This window comes from Epilithonimonas zeae, assembly GCF_023278365.1.
GTDB lineage: Bacteria > Bacteroidota > Bacteroidia > Flavobacteriales > Weeksellaceae > Epilithonimonas > Epilithonimonas zeae_A.
The window spans coordinates 1,341,946-1,355,092 of the sequence record NZ_CP075338.1; the positions used below are offsets into that span (position 1 = coordinate 1,341,946).

Genomic DNA, 13,147 nt, shown 5'->3' on the forward strand with positions numbered 1-13,147 from the left:
ATGTCCTACGAATACTCAGAAGATGCATTGATAGAAAACGCTACCGAAGAAGTTTTAAGAGAACTTGGATGGGAAGTTACTACAGCCTGGAAGAATGAAAGTTTTGGAACTGAAGGATTATTAGGTCGTGAGGATAAAGGAGAAGTAATCTTAGAACGATATGTTTTAGAGGCTTTACAGCAGTTAAATCCAGATCTTCCAGAATTAGCATATACACGAGCTTTAGAAAAAATTGTTCAAAAAGAAGCAGATAAAACTATTGCTCAACAAAATAAAGCCAAATATCAATTATTAAAAAATGGTGTTGAGGTTTCGTTTACAAATGAGGAGGGCAAAACCCAAAAGAAAACTTTAAGAATATTTGATTACAAAGATTATTTAAACAATCATTTTCTGGCTGTTCGGCAATTCGAAGTCAATGGCGAGTTACATAATCGTCGTCCTGATGTGATTGGTTTTGTAAATGGTATTCCATTAGTATTCTTCGAGCTTAAATCTCACGCTATCGATCTGCGCTCTGCTTATGAAGATAATTTCAAGGATTATAAAGATACAATCCCTCATTTATTTTATCATAATGCCTTTATAATTTTAAGCAACGGTACAGATGCTAAAGTAGGTACCGTAACCAGTCCATATAAATACTTTCTTGACTGGAAACGTATAACAGAAGATGCTGAAGGAATTGTAAGTTTAGATACAATGCTTAGAGGAACCTGCGCTCCTGAAAACCTGATGGATATTTTCGAGAACTTTTTACTCTTTGATGAAAGCAATGGAAATATTGTAAAGCTAATGGCGAAGAACCACCAGTTCATTGGAGTAAACAGAGTTTTGGAAAATGTGCAAAATATAGATGACCTTGAAGGAAAGTTAGGAGTTTATTGGCACACTCAAGGTTCTGGTAAAACATATTCTATGGTCTTTCTTTGTGAGAAGATACATCGAAAGTTCGGAGGTTCTTACACATTTTTGATTGTTGTCGATCGCACAGAACTGGAAAACCAGGCTTACGATACATTTTCAGGTGTTGGAATTGTTAATAATAAAAATATCATTGCAGGTAAAAAGAAAGGTATAACGGGTAGAGATCATCTGAGAGAATTATTAAGTGAAAATCACAGGTATGTATTTTCATTAATACACAAGTTTTCTATTGATCCTGAGTTAGAAACAGAATACCCACTTATTACAGAAAGAAAAAACATAATTGTAATTTCTGATGAAGCACACCGTACACAAGGTGGTAAATATGCAAGAAATATGAGATTTTTTGGATTGCCTAATGCTTCATATTTAGGATTTACCGGAACTCCCATCATTAAAGAGGAGCAGGAAGTCACAAAGAATATCTTTGGAGAATATGTTTCTGTATATGATTTTAAAAGAGCAATTGAAGATGAAGCAACACTACCATTAAAATATTTGAATCGTGGAGAGCGACTAAATATTGATAATCCTGCATTGGATGAACAAATGGCTGAGATTCTTGAAAATGAAAATCTTGATGAAGATCAGCAAAAGAAATTAGCTTATCTATTTAAAAAAGAATACCCCATACTTACTGCAGAATCGCGTCTGAGAGAGATCGCTAAAGATTTGGTTTGGCATTTTAATGAAAGAGGCTATCAGGGGAAAGCAATGTTGGTAGCACTTGATAAGCCGACAGCGGTTCGGATGTATGATTACATTATGGAATATTGGCCAGAATATCTGACCGAGCTGGAACAAAAAATTGCAGAATCAAAAGACCTTCAGGAAGAGCAGGAATTAAAACGTAAATATAACTTAGTTGCTTCAACGGAGGTTTGTGTTGTCATCAGTTCAGAACAAAATGAAATTGATAAATTCAAAAAAATTAATTTAGATATTGAAATGCATCGTCGCAAAATGGTTGAAAGAAATCTTGAAAAAGAATTTAAAGATGAAGAGCATCCATTCCGATTAGCAATTGTATGTGCGATGTGGATAACAGGATTTGATGCTCCTGCTATTTCAACAGTTTATATTGATAAGCCGATTAAAGGACATACTTTAATGCAAACAATTGCCAGAGCAAACAGGGTGTATGATGATGAAAAAGAAAACGGGCTTATTGTTGATTATGGTAATGTTTACCAACAATTAGAAAAAGCTTATGCAGTTTACGGAGAAGGAGATAAACGTAAAAAAGGAGAAAGGAGTGATAGTCAAAAACCATTCGAGCAGTTAGAAGCAATGTCTGACGAAATCGAGGAAGCCATTTCCGAAGTTGTGGAAATGTTAAAAGAAGAAAATTTTGATTTAGATACTTTAATTGAAGCTACAGCTATGGGAAAAATTGCAGCAGTAAATAACGGAGCCAATGCTGTTTGTAGAAATGACGAATCCCGTGCTAAATTTGAGATAGCGGCTAGAAACGTATTTAGAAAATATAAAGCACTTTTTCCTGAAAAACAGGCAAAAAAATTCACTCCACAATACAATGCTATCGATGCTATTTACAGCAAACTCAATCAAAAAGTAAAAAGTGCTGATGTCACAGAGATTATTTTACGTTTACAGAGTGTGGTCAATGATTCCGTTGTGGTCGATACTGTTCAGGAAAATCCCTATACAATGATAGATTTGTCTAATTTAAATATTGATGCATTAAAAAAAGCATTTGAGAAAATCCCTAGAAAAAATGAATTAGTATATGATCTGAATAAAGCTGTGGAACAAAAATTAGAACAGATGCTTAAAGAGAATCCTTTACGTTTAGAGTTTTATGAACGTTATAAAGAAATTATCGAAGCTTACAATAATGGTAAATCTGAAGTAGAACTTGTACGCAGTTTTGAGCAATTGGCAGCATTTGTTCAATCCCTGTCACAAGAAGAAAAAAGAGCTTATCAAGAAAATTTGGATGAACCTACCTTATCCATTTTTGATCTTTTAATTCAGGATAAAAATTTGGATAAGGAAGAAAGAGAAAAAGTGAAGAAAGTGGCAGCACAAACTTTAGAAATTCTCAAAAATGAAAAGTTAAATATTCCTAATTGGAAAGAAATTCGAGAAGTAAAAGCAGGTGTAAAAACTACTATTTATGAACAGTTATTATGGCTTCCAGAAAATAAATATACTGATGAAGAAGTAAGTTTAAAAAGTATTGCTGTTTATCAGCATGTTTATTCTTATTCATTTTTGTAGAAGATTTTATTAAAATTTTAAAATAAAAAATATGCTGGATCTTGTTGAAGTTCATGAAGAATTATATTTATATCTGCTTGAACAAAGGAAAAGAAATTCTGAACTAAAATTTACTTTTAGAAAAAGTAATCATGCAAATAGATTGGAAGAAGGGTATTGGTTTTACGGAAATGAAAACTATTTAGCAATATCATTTTGGGAAGGGATGGATTGGAAAAATAGAACTCCGAATATATGTTTCATAATTGATAACGAGGGAAAATGCACCTTGGAAATTAATGTTTCAGATTCTACTATCAAGAAAGAATTTATTGAAAGATATTTTTTAGAAAGAACACTAAATTTAGAAAAAATTGGTAAAAAATATATCATCAAGTATGATAATGTTTTTTCTGAATACAGTAATCGCATATATGATCTAAACGATTACAAGTCTGTTTTTGATTTTTTCCTGCACACAGATAAAGAAAATATTGATGATATTATTAGGAGTAATTCTGATTTTTTTGAGATGATGGGATCAAGTGAAAATGAAATTTCATTTTTAAGTTCAGAAGAATTTCTAAAAAGACATAATAAAATTAGGCAATATAGAAAACGCAAGCAAGAGATTGATAATGAAGATGAATTTGTTATCAAAGAGGATAAGCCTTGGAAATTATTTTCAATTGATATAAAAGATTATGGATTAATAAATGACTTATCGATTGAAATAAAAAACAAAAAAAATCAGTGGATATTTTTAACAGGTGAGAATGGATCTGGTAAAACGAACCTTTTACGAGCAATGGCAACAGCATTGGGAAATAGAATGTTGTCAAAAAATGAATTTGAAGAAAATCCTAATTTTAAAGTTACTGCCAACTTCATTTATAAAAATAAATTACAAGAATACAGTAGAATTGGAAATGGTGAAGTAAAAGGTAAAAGAAAACCATACATTCAAGGGTTGGCAATGTATGGTCCATATAGACTTGATATGGTGGTAGATAAGATGAATAAGGCTAAATTTAAAAAAGAATTAAATAAAGAAGAGTCTTTCAAATCTTTATTTAAGGTAGGAACTCCACTATTAAGTATTGACAAACAGTTTGAGTTTTGGAGGTCTGGATCAAAGCGGGAAAAGAATCTTTTTCAAAAAAGAGAATATTATATTAAGTCTTTAATAATTGATGTTGTTCATAATTTAGTTGATATTAGATTTACCATTGAAAATAACAAAAAAATTACAAAGTACATTTTTACTAATGATCAGAATCAAGAATATTCTTTAGTTTGGGAAAAATTATCAACTGGTACAAAGAGTACTATTGCGATGCTTGGTGATATTCTGATTCGTCTTTTCAATCAACAATCTGACATTCTTGATCCAGCAGAATTACGTGGGATTGTTATTATAGATGAAATTGATTTACACCTTCATCCTAAAGCACAAAAAGAATTAGTAATAAACCTCTCAAGAACATTTCCTAATATTCAATTTATTGTTTCTTCCCATAGTCCAATACCTTTTATTGGTGCACCTGAAGAGAGTGTATTCATTACGGTTGAAAGAGATCAGAATGATAATATCAAAGCGACAATGTTAGATATAGACATTTCAAATCTATTACCTAATACAATTTTAAGCTCACCTATTTTTGGCTTTGATTCCATAATTAATGTTCAACATAATCCAAATGAGAGTTTGATAACAGAAAACGATTATCAAGAAGCCGCATTTTATAAAATTTTGAATAGAAAGATCACGGAACGAACTATACAATTAGGAATAGATAATGATTCAGATAACTAGAAAAGATTACAATGATATTCCCGAACCTTTGACAAGACCTGGGACATTTAGGCAAATTGAGCGTGCAGTTGCAGAAATGAATGGTGATAAGTACAATACTACTTATTATAAAGATGAAGTTGTAGTTAATAAGCTTAAAGCATTTTCTGTGCATAAAGATAATCTTGATGCGGGTGATAAACCAAAATGCTATTATTGTGAATCATATGTTGATCACGTAGCGACTTTACAGGTTGAACATTTTAGACCAAAGGCTAAAGTCGATGAAATTGATAATAATAGTTTATCCCATCCTGGTTATTATTGGTTGGGTTTGGAGTGGAGCAACCTTTTGTTATCTTGTCCAAGTTGTAATGGTAAAAATGCAAAAGGTAATAGATTTCCTTTAGTTGATTTCAACAATAGAGCCAGAGCAATAAACCCAATAGGAAATTCACCACTTTCATTTGACAGAACACATTGTATTGCCAATCAATCTCCCTTATTAGATGAAGAACCATTATTAATTAATCCGGAGTATGAGGATCCGACTCCTTATTTGACATTTAATGACGTAGGACAAATACAGGGTATTGGTGAAAAAGGAGAAAAGACAGTTGATATATTGAAATTATATAGAGATCCTTTGTTGGCAGCCCGTCAAGTTAAATTAAATGAAATTATTAAGAATATTGAATTAGCTTGCGCAGCAAGAGCAATGGGTAAAATTAATGATGATGGTCTAAAAGTTTGGCTAGAAGCAGAGTGTACTAAAGTCTTAGAATTAGATAATGTTAGAAATGAGTACTGTTTGTGGGGTAGACATATTATTGCAAATTTTGAAAGTTGCGTTGTTTCTAAAATTGCGATATATAAAGACGAGTTACGAGATGCTTTCCAAGAAGTTAGATAGATATAAAAACTGAGCTATAATTTGTTGAAATTCTGAACTTATTTTTTTCTAAAATTGATGAAAATTGAAGTGTACAGGCGAAATGTATCAAATATCACTGTCGCATTCGGGAATTTTTAATTGTTTAATTTACAGTAATTTACAAGGTTGAAGGTGTACAGAAGTAGTACAAATGCACTTTTAAATTTATCGTCAGATATTCTAAAGCATTGGTTTACAATCGTTTAATGTGACGAGATTCGTGCGGAAAAGTAGAAAAAAAAGATGTTGCAGCATCTTGATTGTGTACCACTTTTGTACACCTTGTATTGCGCAAAGCACCATCAATAAACACTTCTATAGATACTGTATCGGAAAGTAATCGCTCGTAATTAACAAATAATTATTTCAAAAATAATTCAAAAGGCTTATTCTCTTTAACAAAAAGACCAGATTAATTCTGGTCTTTTTTATAAAAGTCATATTCCAATTAGTAACTCCAAAAACTCCACTGTTCGCCATTATAAACAGCAAGCGTTTTGAGTGGCCCATTGGATAACAAAACCATTGTTCCTGGAGCTGGGTTGATGATATTCTGATAAGAAGTTGCAATTGGCAAAACCATCGCCTTGGAAGCAGATTCCAGAACCAGAATTCCATCAGCTGAAGAAGTATTACTTCCAATAATTACTTTAGAATTGGTATTTTCTCTCGCAGGTGGCTGAATGGTTAAATAAGAAGTTGCATTAGCAGGCTGGACACTCAGATCTATCCAGGCTGTTCCATTGTAATATTTTGCCTTTGCAGCCGTCGCTGTGGATGCATCAAAAATTATACTTCCCGCCGTTGTTATGGCGGTTTTATCTGTCACATAAGGCAAGATAAGTCCACGATTGCCCGCTGTAGAAAACTCCATCAAAACAGACGTTTTGTCTACCGCACTTCCTACTGCATCACCAAAAATAACCTGTGCAGATATATTGTTCTTACAAACAATAAGAACAATTAACAATAATACTTTTTTCATTTTAAGGACAAGTTTTTCTGTTGAAACATTTCCATCCGACTGATGAATTCACGTAAACCTTCAGACAGTTTTCTGTAGTGTCATAAACCATCATTCCTTCTACAGGATTGGTAATATTGGCAAGTCCAGCAGTAGAAACCCTAGTAGGTACAAAAGCTTTTCGATTGGATTCCAAAGCCAGGAAACCGCCTTTTCTCACCATTGGCCAATTATCTGCAGCTCCGGCTCTCCCTTGGGATGTAATTCCGATTTTGGTATCCTGAACAGTTCCGGATGTTACCGCATTTTCCAGACAGTAAAGTGACAAAGAGTTGGTACTGTACGCAGAAAATGCCACGTCACTATCACCAGATAATACTTGTACAAATTTGACTGCACTTTGATAATTAGCAAGTGTAATCCCAAAATCACTTAACTTGAAAGTCAAAACTCTCACGTCCCTTGTTGTTCCAGAGAAACCACTTCCACTATTATAGTTGTGTGGACAATTTCCGGCAAAATAAAAACTCCAGAGTGCCGTTCCGGAAGGGGTTACTGAAGAAAAATTAACATCCTTTTGAACACCAACAGTATTTCCATTGATGTCAGTAAATTTAAAAACATCGAAAGTTGTACTTGGCGCACCCACTTGAGTCACAATGATATCAGGAATATTATCTGAAATACAATTAGGATTGATGTCTGCCAAAACATTAACATAGAAACTCAAATCCTGTCTTGGAATGTTGAAAACCGCAGTACTAAGATCAAGACCATTTAGCCCATCTCGCAAATAATAGCCGAGTGAAGTATCGCAACTCAAGGATGGCCTATTGGTCTGATCCTGTAAAACACCATTCACATATCTTGGAATTCCAATAAGGTAATTTGTAGAGGTGCTTCCAACAGAAAAAGATGTGGGAAATGCTCTATAATTTTCATTAACATAAGTTCCGACTCTGGATCCAAACAATGTTGGATTAACGCCTGAAGAATAATTAACACCTCCTACCGAGAAACCTAAAAGGTTATTAGTGTCTTGTGCTGTAACATAGCTACCTGAATTATTCTGTGATGTCCAGAATGTATTATAATCTCCGTAGATTACATCTGGCCGAATCTGAGAGTCAAAAAAGTAACCGGTAAAAAAAGCAATCAGAACAAAAGCTTTTTTATAAAATATCATATCCATTTAAAACAATTTTCATTTCCATACCAACCAACCCGTATGTTCCGCGACAAATATATAGAAATTTGCTAATCACAACATATGACACTGATTTATATCATAATTATTAACAAAAATTTGATTATTATTAATAATTTTTTACATATAATCTTTTTAAATTACATTATCATTAATTCACAATTACAAATTTATTACAGATAGTAATTTCCTATATTTGCAGCTAATTTTTTTAAGACAATGAATGCATTTATAGAAGAGCTAAAATGGCGCGGACTTTTTTCTGATATGACGCCGGGAACGGAGGAACAACTGGATAAAGAAATGACAAAAGCTTACATTGGGTTTGACCCAACTGCAGATTCTTTACATATCGGAAGCCTTATCCAAATCAAAATCCTGGCTCACTTTCAGCAGCACGGTCATCAGCCGATTGCTTTGGTTGGTGGTGCAACAGGAATGATTGGTGACCCTTCTGGCAAATCTGCGGAACGTAATCTTTTGAGTGAAGAAACGCTACTCTATTACGTTGATTGCCTGAAAAATCAATTGTCAAGATTCTTAAAATTTGATGGTGATGGAGATAACAAAGCCATTCTTGTCAACAATTACGATTGGATGAAGAATTTCACTTTCCTTGACTTTGCTAAGAATATTGGAAAGCATATCACAGTAAATTATATGATGGCTAAAGATTCTGTAAAGAAACGTTTTTCCGGAGATTCTGGTGTTGACGGAATGAGTTTCACAGAATTCACTTACCAACTTTTACAAGGTTATGATTACCTTCATCTTTACCAAAATGACGGTGTGAAGCTTCAAATGGGAGGTTCTGACCAATGGGGAAATATCACAACAGGAACAGAATTAATCAGAAGAAAAGCGCAAGGTGAGGCTTATGCTTTAACCGTTCCTTTGATTACAAAAGCGGATGGTTCCAAGTTCGGAAAGTCAGAAAGTGGCGAGAACTATTGGCTGGATGCTAAGAAAACTTCGCCATACAAATTCTACCAATTCTGGCTAAATGCAACAGATTCTGATGCAGAACGTTTTATCAAGTTCTATACTTTCCTTCCAAAAGAAGAGATTGAAGTTTTGATTGAGGAACATAAAACTGCGGCACATGAAAGAAAACTTCAGAAAAAACTTGCTGAAGAAGTTACAATTTGGGTTCATGGACAAGCAGAATATGAGAAAGCTTTGAAAGCTTCTCAGATTCTTTTCGGACAATCTACAACAGAGGATTTGGTAAGTCTAGACGAAGAATTGTTCCTTCAAATTTTTGATGGCGTTCCACAAAAGGAAGTTTCAAAATCTGAATTGGTTGGCAGCAATATCGTTGATTTGATTTCAGAAAAAACAGGTTTCTTAAAATCTAAAGGTGAAGCTAAAAGAGAATTAACAGGAAACGCCATCTCCGTAAACAAAACCAAAGTTGGCGAAGATTATTCGGTTTCAGAAAGTGATTTGATTGATGGAAAATTCCTTCTTCTACAAAAAGGAAAGAAAAATTATTTCATAGTAAAAGGAATCTAAATTTCATCAATCATTAATTAGTTCAATTACATTTTTATTAAATGGCAGTTATCATTTTTATCATAGTACTTTGGTACTCCGGTTTATTTTTTCAGACATTTTTTCTTCACCGTTATGCAGCGCATCAAACATTCAAGATGTCAAAATTTGGTGAAAAATTATGTTATGTTTTAACGTGGGTTACACAAGGTTCTAACTATCTTTCAGCTTATGGTTACGGTGTAATGCACAGATTGCATCACGCTTATGCAGACACGGAAAAAGACCCACACTCTCCAAAATACGATGCTAATTTGTTCGCAATGATGTGGAGAACGAAAAAAATCTATCAACAAATCAATGACCAAAAAGCAAAGATAGAAGAAAAATTCACCAAGAATGTCCCGCAATGGAGAGGCTTTGACAGATTTGCAAGTTCTTGGGGTTCCAGAATCGGATGGGCAGTTTTATACACCGTATTTTTCTACTTTTTCGCAACCGCTTGGTGGCAATGGCTTTTGTTGCCGGTTGCTTATATGATGGCGCCAATCCACGGCGTAATTATCAATTGGTTTGGTCACATCTACGGTTATGTGAACTTCAAAGTTTCTGACACTTCCAAAAATCTCCTTAGGTTTGATTGGTTGATGATGGGAGAAGCTTACCACAACAATCATCACAAACACGGTGGAAGAGCCAATTTCGGAGGCGTAAGATGGCACGAGATTGACGTTACTTATTGCATTATGATTCTTTTGGACAAGATGAAATTAATCAAACTGAATCCTGTCGCAGTTGTAAAAAGAGAAATTTAATTTTAAAATAAATATTTAGGTTAGGCATTTTGTCTAACCTATTTTTTATTGCATTGAACAAGAATATCTATTAATTATAAAATTAGTAATATCTTCGTGTAAAACACAAACTATGCATCCTTTTTCGATAACATTTCACACAGCTGACCATCTTGTATTCAAAATTATTTCTATTCTTCTAGGACTTTTTATTGTTGTGATTTGGGCTTATAACTCATCTCACATCAAACTAGTTTTACGCATAATCATTGGGTTAATTGGAGGAATTGCCGGATATTATATCGCCATATTTTTCTTTGGAATTCTGCAATTTTCTTTTACTACAATTAAAGATAATTTCAGTTCCAATAAATATTCTGCTACGATAATCAAATATGAAAATTTCGTCAGCACAAGCACTTCCAGAGATAGTAGAAGTATTGGCTCAAGAACAAGACGAAACACATTCTACAAACCATTATTAGAATATAAAGATGATAATGGAGTTATTAAAAACACATATGGCGATGTGTCTTTCAGCGACAATAATATAAAATCCGTTGGAGATACAATAGACATCATTGTAGAAAATGGTGAAGCAAGAATGATTACACCTATCAAAATTTTTGCTCTTGTGGTGAACATTATTGTGATTTGCTTTCTTGTGATTTTCTACTACATCCTCTACAGTTACGCGCAAACTCAATCCTTAGAAGACATTGGAACATTCGCTTTGGCAATATTTGGATTTATCATTTTTCCTCTCGCTTTTTGTATTCTTATTTATCTTTTCCTAAATATTGGTTATGATTATTTTTTCCTTGGTAAAAGATATACGGGTAGAAATACAGCAATTGGTGTTTCCGCTTTAGGAATCTTCCTGTTGCTTGGTTTATTTGGATTTATAAAAAGTATTTTTACGAAAAAACGCAAAAAGAAGAAAAAGAAATTATTAAAAATGAATAAAAACCATTAATCACAATTTTATTTTTTTTGATAAAATTTTCACTCATCGAAATAAAAAATACCGTTGAGTTTTCAACGGTATTTTTATTTTTAAATATAATTTCAATTAGATTTTTATCAAACCTAATTCAATCAATCTTTCTCTTAAAAATTCTCCTGCTGTTGCATCAGGGTACAATTTCGGATTATTTTCATCAACACAATTTTCAAGTGCATTCAAAGGCATATCGCTCACCGGATGCATAAAAAATGGAATAGAATATCTCGAAGTTCCCCATAATTCTCTAGGTGGATTGACCACTCTGTGAATCGTGGATTTCAATTTGTTATTAGTATGTCTTGACAACATATCGCCAACATTAATCATCAATTCATCAGGTTCTGCAATCGCATCAATCCATTCACCTTTGTGGTTTTGAACCTGAAGACCTTTCCCTTGAGAACCCATCAAAAGCGTAATCAAATTAATATCTCCGTGAGCAGCAGCTCTTACCGCATCATTCGGTTCTTCGGTAATTGGCGGGTAATGAATTGGTCTAAGGATAGAATTCCCTTCAGCAATTTTATCATCAAAATAAAACTCATCCAAATCCAGATACAAAGCCAAAGCTCTCAAAACATATTTCCCAGTTTTTTCAAGCATCTGGTAAGTTTCTTTCCCAACTTCATTGAACTTTGGAAGTTCTTCCACGATGACATTGTCAGGATATTCGCTTTTGTATTTTGAATCATCCGAAACGTACTGTCCGAAATGCCAAAATTCTTTCAAATCTCCTTTTTTAAAGCCTTTTGCGGTTTCTTTACCAAAACCAACATAACCTCTTTGTCCTCCGATTCCGGGAATCTCGTACTTTAATTTGGTTTCTGTTGGGAGTTGAAAGAAGTTTTTGACTTCTCCATAAAGATTGTCTACGAGTTGGTCATCCAGGAAATGTCCTTTCAGGGCTACAAAACCAATTTCTTCGTAAGCTTTTCCGATTTCATTTACAAATTTCTGTTTGCGTTCCGGGTTGTCCGAAAGGAAATCACGCAGGTCTACACTAGGTATTTTATCCATTTTAGAAATTTTTCGTGGTGCTAAAATACGTTTTTTATAGCACACAAAACTTATAGATAAAAACTATTCAAAATTCTAAGTTCTGTTATTTATCTTTGCACAATGGATTTACAATATCTCGTAAGAGAACCTCAAAATATTACGCCAGAAACGCCCGTTTTGTTTTTGCTTCACGGTTATGGAAGCAATGAAGAAGACCTTTTTAGTTTTGTTCCAACTTTACCGGAAGATTGGTTGGTCATCAGTTTCCGAGCACCGAAAAATTCCAGCTACGGTGGCTATGCTTGGTTTGATATCGACTTCAATAATGCTGAAAATTTTGTGGACGAAAATGAAGCTAATGAAGCTGTAAAACTGGTTTTGGAAAATATTATGACCGTTACCAACAGATATGGTTTGACGGATAACAAGACGCATCTTTGCGGTTTCAGCCAAGGCGGAATGATTGCTTATTCTCTGGCTTTACAATATCCGGATTTGTTCTCGAAAATAGCTTGTCTAAGTTCTTATCCAGAAGAGAAGCTTCTGAAAAACATTGTGAAAGAAAAAAAGAAATTAGAAAATCTGCGTTTCTTTATTTCTCACGGGACAGACGATGCTGTGATTCCTTTGGAATGGGGCAGAAAAGCAGCAGACCTTTTATATGATTTGAGTGCTTATTTTTCGTTTAGAGAATATATGTCCGGACACGGCGTGAATCAGAAAAATTATCTCGATTTGATGGAATTTTTTAAGAAATAAAATAAAAATCCCGAACATTAATTCTGTTCGGGATTTTTTATGTTT

Annotated in this window: 10 protein-coding genes; 7 read left to right on the forward strand and 3 right to left on the reverse strand. The window is 33.6% G+C overall.

Annotation, left to right across the window (positions count from 1 at the left end):
* The 3 genes from KI430_RS05805 to KI430_RS05815 are packed head-to-tail and all read left to right on the forward strand — an operon-like array spanning window position 1 to window position 5,858.
* Window positions 1–3,171, forward strand: a complete 3,171-nt coding sequence (locus tag KI430_RS05805) for a type I restriction endonuclease subunit R (RefSeq protein WP_248877313.1) — start codon at window positions 1–3, stop codon at window positions 3,169–3,171.
* A 31-nt stretch (window positions 3,172–3,202) separates the two neighbouring features.
* Entirely contained in the window at window positions 3,203–4,966 is a 1,764-nt protein-coding gene (locus KI430_RS05810) for an AAA family ATPase (protein ID WP_248877314.1), read from the forward strand.
* On the forward strand, window positions 4,950–5,858 hold the full coding sequence (locus KI430_RS05815) for a hypothetical protein (protein ID WP_248877315.1): 909 nt from the start codon (window positions 4,950–4,952) through the stop codon (window positions 5,856–5,858). The genes KI430_RS05810 and KI430_RS05815 overlap by 17 nt, the downstream gene beginning before the upstream one ends.
* Before the next feature lie 469 nt (window positions 5,859–6,327).
* Here the strand turns inward: KI430_RS05815 and KI430_RS05820 are convergent, their stop codons facing one another.
* Together KI430_RS05820 and KI430_RS05825 are read right to left on the reverse strand one after the other, a co-directional pair.
* Complete coding sequence (locus KI430_RS05820) at window positions 6,328–6,864, reverse strand: hypothetical protein (RefSeq protein ID WP_248877316.1); 537 nt, start codon at window positions 6,862–6,864, stop codon at window positions 6,328–6,330.
* A 1-nt stretch (window position 6,865) separates the two neighbouring features.
* On the reverse strand, window positions 6,866–8,035 hold the full coding sequence (locus KI430_RS05825) for a hypothetical protein (protein WP_248877317.1): 1,170 nt from the start codon (window positions 8,033–8,035) through the stop codon (window positions 6,866–6,868).
* A 234-nt stretch (window positions 8,036–8,269) separates the two neighbouring features.
* On the opposite strand from KI430_RS05825, the gene tyrS reads away from it, so the two are divergent.
* From tyrS to KI430_RS05840, 3 genes are all read left to right on the forward strand, one after another.
* On the forward strand, window positions 8,270–9,565 hold the full coding sequence (gene tyrS, locus KI430_RS05830) for a tyrosine--tRNA ligase (RefSeq protein ID WP_248877318.1): 1,296 nt from the start codon (window positions 8,270–8,272) through the stop codon (window positions 9,563–9,565).
* 41 nt (window positions 9,566–9,606) lie between these two features.
* The gene (locus tag KI430_RS05835; RefSeq protein WP_074233640.1) at window positions 9,607–10,359 is read left to right on the forward strand and encodes an acyl-CoA desaturase; all 753 of its coding nucleotides are present in this window, start codon (window positions 9,607–9,609) and stop codon (window positions 10,357–10,359) included.
* Window positions 10,360–10,471: 112 nt separating this feature from the next.
* Window positions 10,472–11,314 carry a hypothetical protein gene (locus KI430_RS05840; RefSeq protein WP_248877319.1) on the forward strand — a complete coding sequence of 281 codons (843 nt, stop codon included), beginning with the start codon at window positions 10,472–10,474 and terminating at the stop codon, window positions 11,312–11,314.
* Window positions 11,315–11,410: 96 nt separating this feature from the next.
* Here the strand turns inward: KI430_RS05840 and KI430_RS05845 are convergent, their stop codons facing one another.
* Window positions 11,411–12,361 (reverse strand): isopenicillin N synthase family dioxygenase, encoded by a 951-nt coding sequence (locus KI430_RS05845; RefSeq protein ID WP_248877320.1) that lies wholly within the window; start codon window positions 12,359–12,361, stop codon window positions 11,411–11,413.
* A gap of 102 nt (window positions 12,362–12,463) precedes the next feature.
* On the opposite strand from KI430_RS05845, the gene KI430_RS05850 reads away from it, so the two are divergent.
* On the forward strand, window positions 12,464–13,102 hold the full coding sequence (locus KI430_RS05850) for an alpha/beta hydrolase (RefSeq protein ID WP_248877321.1): 639 nt from the start codon (window positions 12,464–12,466) through the stop codon (window positions 13,100–13,102).
* Window positions 13,103–13,147 lie beyond the last annotated feature (45 nt).

Coding starts and splice junctions, on each gene's coding strand:
- KI430_RS05810 (WP_248877314.1), top strand. CDS start 3,203: ATGCTGGATCTTGTTGAAGTTCATGAAGAATTATATTTATATCTGCTT.
- KI430_RS05840 (WP_248877319.1), top strand. CDS start 10,472: ATGCATCCTTTTTCGATAACATTTCACACAGCTGACCATCTTGTATTC.
- KI430_RS05825 (WP_248877317.1), bottom strand. CDS start 8,035: ATGGATATGATATTTTATAAAAAAGCTTTTGTTCTGATTGCTTTTTTT.
- KI430_RS05835 (WP_074233640.1), top strand. CDS start 9,607: ATGGCAGTTATCATTTTTATCATAGTACTTTGGTACTCCGGTTTATTT.
- tyrS (WP_248877318.1), top strand. CDS start 8,270: ATGAATGCATTTATAGAAGAGCTAAAATGGCGCGGACTTTTTTCTGAT.
- KI430_RS05820 (WP_248877316.1), bottom strand. CDS start 6,864: ATGAAAAAAGTATTATTGTTAATTGTTCTTATTGTTTGTAAGAACAAT.
- KI430_RS05845 (WP_248877320.1), bottom strand. CDS start 12,361: ATGGATAAAATACCTAGTGTAGACCTGCGTGATTTCCTTTCGGACAAC.
- KI430_RS05805 (WP_248877313.1), top strand. CDS start 1: ATGTCCTACGAATACTCAGAAGATGCATTGATAGAAAACGCTACCGAA.
- KI430_RS05815 (WP_248877315.1), top strand. CDS start 4,950: ATGATTCAGATAACTAGAAAAGATTACAATGATATTCCCGAACCTTTG.
- KI430_RS05850 (WP_248877321.1), top strand. CDS start 12,464: ATGGATTTACAATATCTCGTAAGAGAACCTCAAAATATTACGCCAGAA.